Annotated in this window: 6 protein-coding genes and 1 pseudogene; 4 read left to right on the top strand and 3 right to left on the bottom strand. The window is 71.5% G+C overall.

Annotation, left to right across the window (positions count from 1 at the left end; translation table 11 throughout):
• The first annotated feature begins 1,279 nt into the window (after positions 1–1,279).
• Both SGFS_RS05715 and SGFS_RS05710 read left to right on the top strand, forming a co-directional pair.
• Complete coding sequence (locus SGFS_RS05715) at positions 1,280–1,852, top strand: ABC transporter permease (protein ID WP_286259815.1); 573 nt, start codon at positions 1,280–1,282, stop codon at positions 1,850–1,852.
• 223 nt (positions 1,853–2,075) lie between these two features.
• Entirely contained in the window at positions 2,076–3,401 is a 1,326-nt protein-coding gene (locus SGFS_RS05710; protein ID WP_286248128.1) for a cation:proton antiporter, read from the top strand.
• Positions 3,402–3,524: 123 nt separating this feature from the next.
• On the opposite strand, the gene SGFS_RS05705 is transcribed toward SGFS_RS05710, so the two are convergent.
• The 3 genes and pseudogenes from SGFS_RS05705 to SGFS_RS05695 form a co-directional block, all read right to left on the bottom strand.
• The gene (locus SGFS_RS05705) at positions 3,525–5,039 is read right to left on the bottom strand and encodes a tryptophan 7-halogenase (RefSeq protein ID WP_286248125.1); all 1,515 of its coding nucleotides are present in this window, start codon (positions 5,037–5,039) and stop codon (positions 3,525–3,527) included.
• Complete coding sequence (locus tag SGFS_RS05700) at positions 5,036–13,270, bottom strand: type I polyketide synthase (RefSeq protein ID WP_286248123.1); 8,235 nt, start codon at positions 13,268–13,270, stop codon at positions 5,036–5,038. The genes SGFS_RS05705 and SGFS_RS05700 overlap by 4 nt, the downstream gene beginning before the upstream one ends.
• Positions 13,271–13,449: 179 nt before the next feature.
• Positions 13,450–13,554: pseudogene (locus SGFS_RS05695) on the bottom strand (glycoside hydrolase); the annotation flags it as partial.
• 174 nt (positions 13,555–13,728) lie between these two features.
• On the opposite strand from SGFS_RS05695, the gene SGFS_RS05690 reads away from it, so the two are divergent.
• A complete protein-coding gene (locus SGFS_RS05690; RefSeq protein WP_286248122.1) occupies positions 13,729–14,238 on the top strand; it encodes a hypothetical protein in 510 nt (169 codons plus the stop codon).
• Positions 14,235–14,489 carry a site-specific integrase gene (locus SGFS_RS05685; RefSeq protein WP_434026312.1) on the top strand — a complete coding sequence of 85 codons (255 nt, stop codon included), beginning with the start codon at positions 14,235–14,237 and terminating at the stop codon, positions 14,487–14,489. The genes SGFS_RS05690 and SGFS_RS05685 overlap by 4 nt, the downstream gene beginning before the upstream one ends.
• Positions 14,490–14,701: the final 212 nt, after the last annotated feature.

Here is a 14,701-nt window from a genome sequence, read left to right as displayed (position 1 = left end):
GGCAGCGATGACTATTCGCCGGTAATGTTCCTTTTTGCGATGCTTGCCCATGCGTGACCTCACTCGGTAATCGCTGAGCGCCCTCGTCCGGCTGACTCTGCGCGGACTCGGCTCCTGAACTGCGGAGACGCCCTGCGGGTCGTCATTCTCAGGACGGCTTCACGCGGAGAGCAAAGGCCCTTCGTACTACCTTGCTTCGTAGGCCTGGACGGCCCTTGCAATAGGTCTGGGGGCGTGCTGCTCCGGTTTCTGCGCATGCCGAGGAGGTCTGTCGCTCCGTCAGGAACGCTTCACCTTGCAGTGCGGTGAGGAAGGTGGCGAGCCGGTGGCATGCGCCAGGCCTGGCGCGGTACGCGCGTATGCCAAGTCAGACAAATCTCATATGTCGCCTGAGTGGTATCTACTATTGGGGACGCTTAGTTCTCCTGGCCGGTGTGACGGATGTCATGGAAGCGTGACTTTCGCTTCCGGCCGGCGCCTCTGGCGCCGCCCGTCAGGTTGCTTCGGCGCAGGATCGTGGCGCGCTCGCTGAGACCGGTCCGCGCCCCTGTTCGGTAGGTGACGGCGGCGGAATCGAGCGCGTCAGCGGCCTCGATGGGCCCAGACAGTTCGGTCGTACGCGGATAGGCGTGGGGTCAAGTGCATGGAGCGCACCGCTTTCGAGCACGCGGAGCAATGAGGCGGTGACGACACGTGTGCTGCGGCCGACGCATGGCACACGGCAGGGAAACTCGCCGCGAACGAACCAGGTCGTAGCGCTTCGCCCGCGAGAATTTGAGCTCCTGGATGCTCCCCGCTGCCCGTTCCTGCCAGTGGTCGAAACCCCCGGCAGCGACATCGAGAACCAGATTGACAAGCTCAGCACGGCCCTCGATGACGCCTTCACCCGCACTCGCGACCTGGAATACGCCACCGACCACGTACTCGCCACCTTGCTGCCCGATGCCGAGGGCCACGACGACGATGTCACCCTGCTCCTGGCCCGGCTCCCCGCCGCCCCGCTCAACGCCTCCCGGGTGGAGCTGTTGGCCACGGCCTCTGCTGTGTCCGCAGGCCGCTCCTTCGCGGTCGACACCCTCACCGCCTGGCACTGCGCCCACAAGGTCGACGACGCCAGACTCCTGGTCTCCGAACCTTCACCAACGCCGTTCAGAGGTCCTCGACGGCCATATCGTCGCCGACGTCCTCGCCGCGCAAGATCCTCTGAACACATCGCCATCGCTGTCGCCGCGATGGTGGCGATACTGGGGCGAGCAGTCCGGCCTCGTCGCAGGCCGGACTGCTCGCCGAGATCGACAAGCTGGGCACCAATCTGTTGAAGGTCACCCCGGGCCAGTCCCTGGGCGGCGGGGACGCGAAACTGCCCATCAAGGCACCAGGCATGATCTCCCGGGTCGGCCCGGTCGAGGCGGTGCAGAGCACCGGCAACACCGACGCCGAGGCCTACCGCAACCCGCACATTCCGAGCCTCAACACCAACTCCCTCTCGGTGACCACTGGCCTGCGTCTGCCGGAAGCGGTGCGCACCTCGATGGCCCACGGCAGATACCTCCACGCCGCCACCGCGCAGCAGCCGGTCGCCGTCCTCGGCCGGGACGCCGCGAGCCGGCTGGGCATTTCCCGTATCCACCCGGACATTCGCATCTGGGTCGGCGGGCAGTGGTTCTACGTCGCCGGGATCCTCAAGCCCGCGAAGCTCACGCCGGAGATCGACGCGGCGGTCCTGGTGGGCTATCGGCCGCGGAGAAGTACCTGGACTTCGACGGACACCCCCCACGGTGTACGTACGGTCCCGCGGAATCCCCCGCCGCGGTGCCGGGCTCTCGGCTGTCCGGGAGCGGGGTACGGTTGACATGTACGTCGCGGCTGCGCCGGGTGAACACCGCCGCCCGCGCAGCACCGTGCGCAGGGCCAGGTCTGTGGGCCCCCTTCCTGCTTGTGTCGGCAGGCTCCTGCTTCACGGTCGGCATGGTGCACACAGCCGCTCCGAAACCCCGTTCAGGTGTCCAAGTGCGCATTTCTGTCTGGCCGTTGGCTCCTCGAAAATGAGGTGGACCGGTGATGGGGGAGGGGTCATGCTGATCAGTAGTGGCGCGACGGATGGAACCATTCGGCAGGTGCTTGTCGGCCTTGCCGTGATGGTGCCCGCGGCGTTGTTGTGCGGCCGGATCGCCCAGCGCTTGCGGCAGCCGGCGGTGCTGGGGGAGATAGCTGCGGGACTGATGCTGGGACCGAGCCTGCTGGGTCTGCTCCCGGGAAATCCGACCGCGGTCCTGTTCCCGGCCGAGGCCCGGCCTTTTCTGCAGATACTGGCCCAACTGGGCCTCGTTCTCTTCATGTTCCAGGTGGGCTATCACCTGGACTTCGCTGATCTGCGCGGCCAGGGACGCCACGTAGTGGCGGTCTCGCTCAGCTCCGTTGCCCTGCCGTTCGCGCTGGGCACGGGTCTGGCCGTCGTGCTCGCGCCCTGGACCTTCTCGGAGCAGGAGCGGACCGGGCTGGTCGGCCCGGCGCTGTTCCTCGGGGCGGCCATGTCCATCACAGCCTTTCCGGTGTTGGCCCGTATCCTCTCCGACCACGGTCTGTCCCGGGAGCGCATCGGGCAGGTGGCGCTCGCCAGCGCTGCCCTGCAGGACTTGCTGGCGTGGGCCATGCTCGCCGTCGTGGTCGTGGTGGTGAATGCCACCGGCTCCTGGCCGCTGGCCCGGATGGCCATGCTGTCCGCCCTCTTCGTCCTCTGCATGATGTATGTGATCCGGCCCGGCCTGCGCTGGCTGCTGGCGCCCGAACGGTCCTGGAACCGGGACAGCACGCTGGTCTACGGGGTGGTCTTCAGCGGACTGCTGCTGTCCGCCTGGGCCACCGACGCGATGGGGCTGCACACGGTGTTCGGCGCCTTCATCTTCGGCGCCGTCGTACCGCGTCGGCACATCGACGCGTACGCCCCGGATGTGCCGGCGCGGCTGGAGCAGTCGAGCCTGTTGCTGCTGCCGGTGTTCTTCGTCGTCACCGGGCTGTCCGTCGATTTCCGTGGCCTCGGCGGACAGGGCTTGGTCATGCTGCTGGCCGTGCTCGTCGTGGCCTGCGCGGGCAAGTTCCTCGGCGCTACGGGCGCCGCCCGACTCACTGGGGCCACCGCCCGGCAGTCCGTCACGCTGGGCGTGCTGTTGAACGCGCGCGGGCTCACCGAGCTCGTCCTGCTCAACGTGGGCCTGGGCCTGGGCGTCATCGACGGCCGACTCTTCACCGTGATGGTGGCCATGGCCGTCATCACCACGATGATGGCCGGCCCGCTGGTGCAACGTTTGTGGCTGGCGCCCAGGTTGCGCACCGTCGACCGCGGAGGCGGGCTCGGCGGCGACGCCGCACCCTCAGCGGAAGATGCCGATGTGGCCAAGTGAGTACCACCCGGCTGGAGTTCGCGACGAGATCTTCAGGGCCGGACACCAGGACGGTCAGGAGACGGCGGGCCCGGTCGTCGTGATGGGCCGACCACTGTGGGGGCCCTTTTGGCATGGCAGGGTTCACTCGGTCACCCACGTGAGTCCGTCCTCCGAGGCCATCAGGCCGCCGGGGTGCAGCGGGGTCTCCTTCTCCAGCGGGCCACCGAAGACACCCCGTTCCTGGAGGATCGTGCCCTCCTGGAAGACCTGGCGGATCGAGGCGGACTCGAAGAGCGGATTGCGCAGGCCGTCGGAGTCCGGGAGCCGGCCGACCGCGTGGTCGAGTTCCGAGGCGGTGGCAGTCAGCCGGGCACCCGCCTGCCCGGGCCCGGCGAGGGACGTGTCGCCGGAGGCCAGTCCACCCACCAGTTCGACGAACGCCTCCATTTCCGTCGCGTCGACATGGGTGACCTTGCGGGCCTTCCAGAAGTACGACCGTTCGTCCTGGTGCATGTCGTAGAAGGAGACCAGGAACTCGTGGAACAGGCCGTATTCGTGCCGGTAGCGTGCCTCGAACTCGTCGAAGAGGCGGCCCTCGTCGAGGTTTCCCGCCAGGCCGCTGTTGATGGAGCGGGCCGCGAGCAGGGCCCCGTACGTGGCGAGGTGCACTCCGGAGGACAGCACAGGGTCGACGAAGCACGCCGCGTCGCCGACCAGCACCATGCCGGGCCGCCACAGCTGTGACTTCCAGTACGACCAGTCCTTGCGGACCCGCACCTGGTCGTACGGCGCCTCGGTGGCCTGCGCCACCCCGTCCAGGAGGCCCCGGACCTCCGGGCAGGAGTCGATCAGCCCGCGCCAGGCCGTCACCGGGTCCCGCTGGATCGCGGCGGCGTTGTCCCGGCCGACCACCGCTCCGACGCTGGTGAGGTCGTCGCGGAGCGGGATGTACCAGAGCCAGCCCTCGTCGAAGGCGGCGCAGAAGATGTTGCCGTCGTTGGGCTTCGGGAGCCGCTTGCCGCCGGCGAAGTAGCCGAACACCGCGATGTTCCGGAAGAAGTCGGAGTACGTCCGCCTGCCGCCGACCTCGCCGTGGATCCGGCTGCCGTTGCCGGACGCGTCCACGACGTAACGGGCCCGGGCCTCGCGGGTCTCCCCGGCGGGGCCCGTCCAGCCGACGCCCCTGACGCGCTCCTCGTCGCCGAGCACGCCCTTGACCCGGCAGCCCTCCCGAACGTCGACGCCGACCCGGCGGGCGTTGTCCAGCAGGATCGCGTCGAACCGGGACCGCTCGACCTGGTAGGCGAAGGAGGTCGGGTCGGCCAGCCGGGGGGACAGAGCGAAGGAGAACTGCCACGGGTCCGGGTTCCGGCCCCAGCGGAAGGTCCCGCCGCGCTTCGTCTTGAAGCCGGCCCGCGCGACCTCCTCCTCGACGCCCAGGATGCGGCACACCCCGTGCACGGTGGAGGGGAGCAGCGACTCGCCGATCTGGTACCGGGGAAACGTCTGCTGCTCCAGCAGGAGGACGCGGTGACCCCGCAGTGCGACGGCCGTGGCGGCGGTCGACCCGGCCGGGCCGCCGCCCACGACGATCACGTCGAACTCCTCGGTTTCCACCGACTTTCCTGTCTTCCCTGTCTCGTGGTCGGGGTTCACCGCTCTCCTTCTGTTCCTGTGTTCGGCGCCGACGCGGCGCCCGTACGGCCGAGGGAATCGATCCAGGCGCGGACGGCCGCCGCCGTGGTGGGGGTGTGTTCCCCCATGAGCGAGAAGTGGTCGCCGGGGACGTCGACCCGCGTGTGCGGCAGCGGCCAGGAGGTGCGCCACTCGTCCGGGGCCGCGCCCGCCGCCATCGCGGGCGTCGGCCGGGTGGCCCGGACCAGCAGGGTGGGGGTGGCGACCGGCTCCGGCTCCCAGTCCAGGAACATCCGGGTGTACGCGCCCAGCGCGGCCACCCCGGTGTCCTCGTCCCCCGTGAACTGGTTTCCGCCCAGGCGCGGCGCGATCACGGCGGGCAGGGACAGCAGCCAGTCCTTGTCGCTGTTGCCGTCGTTGATGAGGTACGTGTCGAGCAGCACCTGTCCGACGGGCGGGTTCCCCATGGCTTCGAGCCGCCGGGTCACCGCATGGGCGACCGCGCCTCCGGTGCTCACACCGACGATTACGAAGGGCCGGTCGCCGACGTGCTGTCGCACCGTCTCCGCGTGTGTCCGGGCGAGCGTGTCCCGGTCGGCCGGCACGGCACGGCCCGCCCCGATGCCGGGGTGCGGGAGTTCGAGGACGTCCAGTTCGCCCTGGAAGTGGGCGTGGAATCCGGCGAATTCACCACCGGGGGCGGCGAAGGGCGGGTGGAAGCCGTTGAGGAAGACGAGTACTGGCCCGGCCTGGGAACCGTCGGCGCGCCGCAGCGGGGCCAGGGCGTGCTCCCGGCCGGCGTCCGGGCCGAAGGTCGGCAGCGCCCAGGAAGCCGTGACCAGCATGTGCATCGCCGCGACCACCTGCCCGGCCTCGCAGACCCGCCGGTAGAGCGAGGAGAGCGTCTGCGCGGGCCGGTCCTCCTCCGTCTGCGCGGGCCGGTCCTGCGCGGGAGCGCGCTCCGGCTCCGGTGCGACGTCGGGCAGGTCGTCCAGCAGACCGAGTACGTGGCGGGCCAGCCCCTGGGCCGTCGGGTGCTCGAACACCACGGCGGCGGACAGCCTCAGCCGCAGGGCCATGCTCAGCCGGTTGCGGACCTGGACCGCCATCAGGGAGTCGAAGCCCAGCTCGGCGAAGGACCTGCCGGCCGGCAGCGCGTCGGCGTCCGGGTAGCCGAGGACCGTGGCCACGTCGGCACGCATCAACTCCGCGAGGGCGTCCTCCCGTCGGTCGGCGGGCAGCCCGGCCAGCACCTTGCGCCAGGCGCCCGGCTCCCAGACCTGCTCCGCACCTGGCGAGGAGCCGTCACCGGCGCCCTCCCCGGTCCCGGCGGCCGGCCTGCGGGGCGGCACGAGTCCGCGCAGCGGCGGCGGCAGGAGCCCCTGGGCGGACCTGAGTGCCGCCCGGTCCAGCAGTACCGGCGCCAGTACGGGTTCGCCCGCGCGCAGCGCCGCGTCGAAGAGGGCCAGGCCCTGCTCCACGGAGAGCGCTCGGAGCACCTCACCGGCCGACCGGTGCGGGACCCCCGCGTCCCCGCCGGCCGCACCGGCCGCACCGGCCGCACCGGCCGCCCCGGCCGCACCGGCCGCCCCGGCCGCACCGGCCGCCCCGGCCATGCCGGCCCCGTGGTCCCACGGCCCCCAGGCCAAGGACACGGCGGGCAGCCCCAGTTGGGAACGGCGCCGGGCCAGGGCGTCCAGGAAGACGTTCGCCGCCGCGTAGTTGCCCTGACCGACGCGGCCCAGCAGGCCGGACACCGAGGAGAACAGGACGAACGCCGACAGGTCCAGGTCCCGGGTCAGCTCGTGCAGATGCCAGGCCGCGTCCACCTTCGGCCGCAGCACGGCCGCCATCCGCGCGGGTGTCAGCGCGGCGAGGACACCGTCGTCCAGCACCCCTGCAGCATGCACCACGGCGCTCAGCGCGGGCGAGCACTCCTTGATCACCTCGGCCAGCGCGGCGCGGTCGGCCGCGTCACAGGCCACGATCCGTACCTCGGCGCCCAACTCCTCCAACATGACGCGCAGTTCCTCGGCATTCGGCGCCTGGGGCCCCTGCCGACCGGTGAGCAGCAGGTGCCGTACGCCATGGGCCGTCACGAGATGGCGGGCGACCTCCGCGCCGAGCGCGCCGGTACCGCCGGTGATCAGGACCGTGCCGTCCGGCCCGAAGCTGCCGCCCTCGGTGGAGAGTTCACCAGCGGCGACCAGACGGGGGACCGCCAAGTGCCCATTCTGTACGGAGAGTTGGCCCTCGTCGCCGGCCGCCGCAGCGGGGAGCAGCCGCAGTGATTCCGGCCGCCCGTCCACATCGACGAGGACGACACGTCCGGGCAGCTCCGTCTGTGCGGCACGCACCAGCCCCCACACGGCGGCCCCGGCCGGATCCGGCTCGGGTGCGGTCGCGTTCCGCGTCAGCACGACCAGACGGGCGCCCGCCGTCCGAGGGTTGTCCTGCCAGTCCTGGAGGGTACGCAGCACCCTGCCGGTCAGCCGGTGCACGGCGGGGAGCGGATCGGTATCCGCCCCCTGGCCGTCGTCGACGGCCGTGACGACGACGGTGTCCGGTTCGGGGGCGTCGGTTCCCACGAGGTCGGGGAGCGCCCCGCGCAGGTCCAGCTCATCCGGGCCGACCAGCGCCCAGCGTCCGCCGGTCACGGGTCGCCGCTCGCCCTCCGGCTCCTCGACGCCGGTCCACTCAAGGCGCAGCAGGGCCCGGCGCACGGCGTCGGCCGTCGACTCGACCGTCTCGGCGGGGAGTTCACGCGTAATCATGGAGTCCACGTGAGCCACCGGGCGTCCCGACGGGTCGGCCAGGGTGACCGTGACCGAGTCCGTCCCGCTCGGGGCGATCCGTACGCGTACCTCCGACGCACCCGTCGCGTACAGACGTACGCCGTTCCACGCGAACGGCACCCGGACCGTGCCGGAGCCGGGAGCCGAACCCGTGAGCATCGGGGCGTGCAGGGCCGCGTCCAGCAGCGCCGGATGGATCCCGAACCGGTCGGCGTGTTCCGACTCCGCCTCGGGCAGGCGGACGTCCGCGAACATCTCGTCGCCGCGCCGCCAGACCGCCCGCACGCCCCGGAACGCCGGGCCGTAGGAGAGGCCGACTGCCGCGAGGCTGTCGTACACGTCGGCGAGGTCGACCTCGGTCGCGTCCCGCGGCGGCCACACCGCCGGTTCCGCCTCCGGCCGGGTGGTTTCCGTGGTGCAGAGGAGGCCTGTGGCGTGCCGGGTCCAGTCGGGCTCGGAGTCGTCCGTGGCGGGCCGGGCGTGGATGTCGACCGGGCGCCGGCCGGAGTCGTCCACCGGGCCCACGACGACCTGTACGTGAACGCCCGTGGCCGCGGGCAGGATCAGCGGGGCCAGGACCACGAGTTCGTCGAGCGTGCCGAAGCCGACCTCGTCACCCGCCCGTACGGCCATCTCCACGAACCCCGTCGCGGGGACCAGGACCCTTCCGCCGATCACATGGTCGGCGAGCCACGGGTGAGCGGTGCTGGAGAGCAGGCCGGAGAACACTGTCCGGCCGGTGTCCGGCACGGTGAACGCCGGTCCCAGCAGCGGGTGTTCGTGCGGGTCCGGGGCGGCGAGGGGAGCGCTTGGCGCGGCCAGCCAGTACCGCTGCCGTTGGAAGGCGTACGTCGGCAGATCCTCCAGGTGCCGTGCACCGCTGCCCGTGAACACGACGGGCCAGTCGACGGGCGTTCCGCGCACATGGAGGCGGGCCACGGCGGCCAGCAGGCTCTTCGGTTCGGGATCGCCGCCACGGGTGGCGGCGGCGCACAAGGGGGCGGGGCCCTCGCCGTCCGGGCCGGTCAGACAGTCCTCGGCGGCGGTGGTGAGCGCCGCCCCCGGGCCGATCTCCAGGAACGCCGACACCCCGTTGTCCCCGAGCCATCGCACGGCGTCGGCGAAACGCACCGGCAGACGGGCGTGCCGCACCCAGTACTCCGGCGAACACAGTTCCCCGGCCTCGGCCGGGCGGCCCGACACGGCCGAGACGACCGGGATCCGCGGCGGCCGGAACGTCAGCCCCTCGGCGACCCGGCGGAAGTCGTCGAGCATCGGTTCCACGAGTGGGGAGTGGAAGGCGTGAGCGACCCGCAGTCGAACGGTCCTTCGACCTCGCGCCTCGAATCCGGCCGCCACGGCCAGCACCGCGTCCTCTGCTCCCGAAATCACCACCGCACGCGGTCCGTTGACCGAGGCGATCGCCACCCGGCCGTCGAACGCGGGGAGTTCGGCGAGTACCTCCTCCTCCGTCGCGTGCAGCGCCACCATCGCCCCGCCGCCCGGCAGAGCGTGCATCAACCGACCCCGGGCCGCGACGAGTTCCGCCGCGTCGGCCTGGTCCAGCACTCCGGCGACATGGGCGGCCGCCAGTTCCCCCACGGAGTGCCCGGCCAGGAAGTCGGGGCGTACTCCCCAGGACTCCAACAGCCGGAACAGCGCCACCTCGAAGGCGAACAGACCGGCCTGGGTGAAGTCCGTACGGTCGAGCAGGGCGGCCTCCGGCGTGCCCGGCTCCGCGGACAGCACCACGTCGAGAGGGTGCTCCAGGCGGCCGTCCAGTGCCCGGCAGACCCCCTCGAACGCCGAGTCGAAGGTGGGGAAGGCGTCGCGCAACTCCGCACCCATACGGGCACGTTGAGAGCCCTGACCGGTGAACAGGAAGGCCGTACGGACGCCGGGATCGGCGACGGCACGATCCGCTCCCCTCCCGTCGGCGAGCGCATCGAGGGCGGTCAGCATCCGCGCCCGGTCGTCGGCCGGAACCATCGCCCGGTGGGCGAGCGGGGACCTCGGCACGGCCAGGGAGACACCGACGTCGGTGGGCGACAGGTGGGGCCGGGACGCCAGGTGGGCGGCGAGACGTCGGGCCTGGGAGCGCAGGGCGGCCTCGTCGGCGCCGGACAGCAGCCAGGGCACCGGGACCTGGGTGGGGCTCGGTCCGGTGTCGGGTTGCTGAGGGGCCTCCTCCAGGATCACGTGGGCGTTGGTCCCGCTGATGCCGAACGCGGACACCCCGGCCCGGCGTGGCCGGGAGCCCGTCACCGGCCAGGGGCGGGACTCGGCCAGCAGTTCCACCCGGCCTGCCGACCAGTCGACGTGCGGGCTGGGTTCCTCCGCGTACAGCGAGCGCGGGAGCCGCTCGTGGCGCATGGCCTGCACCATCTTGATGACCCCGGCGACACCGGCGGCGGCCTGGGTGTGCCCCAGGTTGGACTTGACCGAGCCCAGCCACAGCGGCGGCCGGTCCCCGGCCCGCCCCTGCCCGTAGGTGGCCAGCAGGGCGCTTGCCTCGACGGGGTCACCCAGCGTGGTGCCCGTACCGTGCGCCTCCACCACGTCCACGTCGTCGGCGCCGAGCCCGGCGTCGGTCAACGCCCTTGTGATCAGGCGCTGTTGGGCCTGGCCGTTCGGTGCCGTCAGGCCGTTGGACGCGCCGTCGGAGTTGACGGCGGAGCCGCGCAGCACGGCCAGGACGGGGTGGCCGTTGCGCCGGGCGTCGGACAACCGCTCCAGCAGCACAAGGCCCGCGCCCTCGCCCCAGGAGGTGCCGTCCGCCGAGGCCGAGAACGACTTGCAGCGGCCATCGGGCGACAGCGCGCGATGTCGGCTGAAAGCCGTGAACGCCTTGGGAGTCGCCATCACGGTGACACCCCCGGCCAGGGCCAGGGAACACTCGCCGGAGCGCAGCGCCCGCGCCGCCCAGTGCAGGGCCACCAGCGAGGACGAGCACGCGGTGTCGAGCGTGATCGACGGCCCGCGCAGGCCGTACACGTAACTGATCCGGCCGGAGGCCACGCTGCCCGCCGAGCCCAGGGCCAGATGGGCCTCCAGCTCGTGCTTGTCCACGCGCGCGGAGTAGTCGCCGTGCATCACCCCCACGAACACACCCGTGTCGCTCTCGCGCAGCGCCGCCTGGGAGATGCCCGCCCGCTCCCACACCTCCCACGAGGTCTCCAGCAGCAGCCGCTGCTGCGGGTCCATGGCCAGTGCCTCCCGCGGCGAGATCCCGAACAGGGACGCGTCGAACTCGGCGGCCCGGTGCAGGAATCCGCCGCTGCGGGTGTACGACGTACCGACCCGGTCCGGGTCCGGGTCGTACAGGGCGGCCAGGTCCCAGCCCCGGTCGGTGGGGAAGCCCGAGACCGCGTCCCGGCCCTCCGCCACCAGATCCCACAGATCCTCGGGGGAGTACACGTCCCCGGGGTAACGGCAGCCCATGGCGACGATCACCACAGGGTCGTCCGCCTCCGTCGCGGAGCCGAGGTGCGGCGCGGGTGCGGGCGCCGGGGTGAAGAGGATGTCGTGCACGTGCCGCGTCAGGGCGTCCGGCGTGGGATGGTCGAAGACCAGCGTCGACGGGAGCCGCAGCCCGGTCGCCTCGCCGAGCCGCTCGATCAGCGTGACGGCTCCCTCGGATGTCAGCCCGAGATCGGTGAACGGGCGGTCGGCGTCGAGCCGTTCATGGGGACCGTCGGCGTCGGGCCGCTCGTTCGATCCGTCGGCGTCGAGCCCTTCGTACGATCCGTCGCCGCACACCGCGGACGTCTGCGCGAGTACCGCCTCGCGCAGGGCGCGTTCCCTCCCCTCCGGCGGGAGAGCGAGCAGGCGTCGGCGCAGGGCACCGTCGGCCGCCGTCGGGGATGCGGGGCGAACCTCGGGTACCGGTCGGGCCAGGTCCGGCAGGACCGCGTGGCGGGTGATCTTGCCGGACGCCGTACGTGGGACGGCCGCGATCTCGTGGATCTCGACGGGCAGCTTGTACGCGGCCAGCCGCTCCCGGCACGCGGCCAGTATCCGCCGAGGGTCGAACCCGTCCGGTCCCGGAACGACGTACGCCACCGGGACCTCGCCGAGGACGTCGTGCGGCCTGCCCACCACCACCGCGTCCCGCACGCCGGGACAGTGCAGCAGGGCCTGCTCGATCTCGGTGGGGTGGATGTTCTCCCCGCCCCGGATGATCAGCTCGCTGACCCGGCCGGTGAGGGTGAGATGCCCGTGCGCGACGCGTCGCCCCAGGTCACCGGTGCGGTACCAGCCGTCCCGCAGCGCGGCCGCCGTCGCCTCGGGCTGATGGTGGTAGCCGCTCATCAGACTCGGCCCACGCGCCCAGATCTCGCCCTCGTCGCCGTCCGCGACATCGTTGCCGGAGCCCGGATCGACCAGCCGTACGTCCATCCCCGGGACCGGCGGCCCACAGGACCCGTCGACCATCGGCCCGTCCGGTCGGTTCACCGCGATCATCCCGCAGGTCTCGGTACTGCCGTACGCGTCGAGCAGCGGCGCCCCCAGCAGGTCCTCCACCGCCCGTCGCAGGGCCGGCGCGCTCGGAGCGCCCGCCACGACACACGTCCGCAGAGCGGGTACGGGCGAGGTGTCCTCGGCCGCCGACGCCACCAGCTGGTGGTACACGGCGGGCACCCCGGCCAGGACGGTGTAGGAGCCGCCCAGGGATGCGCGAGGCGTGCGCAGCTCCCTCAACAGGCCGCCAGGAGGCAGCAGTTCGCCGGTGATCCGCGCGCTCGCGCCGACCGCGGTGACCCCCAGGATCGCCAGCGAGTGCCCGAAGCTGTGGAACAGCGGGAGCGGCCAGAGCAGCCGGTCCTCGGGGGAGAGCCCGAAGATCGGCGTGTAGCAGGCCGCAACCGACCACAGGGCCGCACGCTGCGTGGACAGCACGCCCTTGGGCCGATGGGTGGTGCCGGAGGTGTAGAGCATCCAGGCCGGCTCGTCGAGCCCGAGATCGTCGCGGGGCGGCACGGCGGGCTCCGCCTCGGCCGCCACCTCGAAGAGGACCGTGCCGTCGGGGGCGTCCGACGGCACCGGATCCGTGCCGGTGAACAGGACGCGCGTACGGTCGTGCAGGCTCCCCACGCGGTTCAAGCGGGCCAGGTGCGTACGGTCGGTGACGACGACCGAGGCCCCGCTGTCCTCCAGGAAATGGGCCAGTTCGGCGTCCGAGGACCGGGGGTTGAGAGGCACGCCGACCGCACCCGCCCGGACACCGGCGAGGACGCTCTCCACCATCTCCACACGGTTGCCCAGCAGGATCGCGACCCGGTCCCCGCGCCGCACACCCACCCCCGCGAGATACGCGGCCAGTCGACCCGTGCGCCGCTCCAACTCCGCGTAGGTGACCTCCCGTTCGTCGTCGGCGTACGCCACCCGCGACGGTGACCTCTCGGCGTGCGCCTTCAACAGCTCGGGCAGCGGCCGGATCAGCTCGTCGCGCGTCATGTACCCGCCCCTCCGGCACGCGGCGCAGCACGGCCCGTTGTCAATCCCCTTGCAGAGCAACGGTATTGATCGTAAAGGCAGGTCGGCCGGGTAATCGAATGTGTCGACGACCGGCGTCGCGTCGCACCTGTCCGACCTGTCCGACCTGTCCGGTCTATCCGCGGTGCAGCGCCGCGTCGGCCGCCGCCGTCCAGGTCCGCGCGTCGGCGCAGCACCCGTAGCTCCTGGCCGGCGAGCTCCATCTCGTACGGCTTGCCCCGCGCGCTCTCGAAGGGGCGGTGGAGCTGGGGGCCGTCGGTGATGTAGGGGGATCAACGCCGTCACGGCGACAGCCACGCCGCCGTGCAGCAGCTCTGGAACACGGTACGCGGTGTCGTCCGGCCCTGCGCTCCAGAGGGCCTTCCTCCGCTCGGCCTCTCGACCGCGCCGTCAGCACAGCGGGCTGGCGGATCCGCTCATTGCTGAACTCGTTGCTGACCGATTCACTGGACAACGAGGAAGGATGGCAACGGCTGACGGAACAGCTGCTTGAGGTGTTGCCCGAACTCACCCAAGCACCATGGGACGACCGCGCCGCGCTCCATGAACCGTTGGCCTACGTCCCGGCTGACCAGCCGACAACTCGTCACTCGACCAACGAGTCCGGCCACGCGGTCTCCTTGGTGGGCACTATTCAGAGTGCCAAGGGCGAAACACACGCCGCGACCCTCGTTCTTGAGTGCCTGGACAGAACGGGAAAGAAGCACGATGTCACTGAAGTGCTGGCGCTGCTGGCCGGAGCTGGCGACCTCGCCCGTGCTTCCCCGACAGTTCGCCGCGCGGCACAACTCATCTTCGTCGGAGCCACACGCCCCACGCACTTCCTCGCCCTGGCCGCGTTGCGGGAGCGAGCAGAGCCCCACGCCGAGGCTCTCGCCCAGAGGGGATGGGCCATCTACGACGTTTTGGACCCCTGGCTGACAAGATGAACCTCGCACCGCCGTGGGGGCTTTTCACGTCGCGGACACTAGCCAAGCGCCCTTATGACCTGCGGCATGCGGGCATCTCGTTCCTGCTGACCTCCGGCGTTGACCCCGCAGAGTGCGCGCGCCGAGCCGGACAGAGCATCCATGTCCTCTTCTGCTTCCACGCCAAGTTCCTGGCCGAAACGCGAGACCACGCCAACCGGCTGATCGAGGAATCGATGAGGGGCTGGGAGGAGCCGACCAGCCGCCTCTGAAGGTGCGTCAGTTGTGATCTGGCTCGGATCAATCCCGGAACAGCTGGTCAGAGGTGAGATAGGGGTGGGAGATATCTGGAGCAGGGCCCAATTTCGACTCGCTGTCCAAGTGGTCGGCTCCGGAAGTCCTTCGGGGGTTGACCCCTGGGCCTGGAGGGCGTGTTCGCGGTCCGGGCGTCGAAGACGGTGCGGATGGAGCTCGACACATGGCG

Origin of the sequence: Streptomyces graminofaciens, assembly GCF_030294945.1 — a bacterium.
Lineage (GTDB): Bacteria > Actinomycetota > Actinomycetes > Streptomycetales > Streptomycetaceae > Streptomyces > Streptomyces graminofaciens.
The sequence above is the reverse complement of the archived record's forward strand: the minus strand, read 5'-3'. Positions and strand labels throughout refer to the sequence as shown.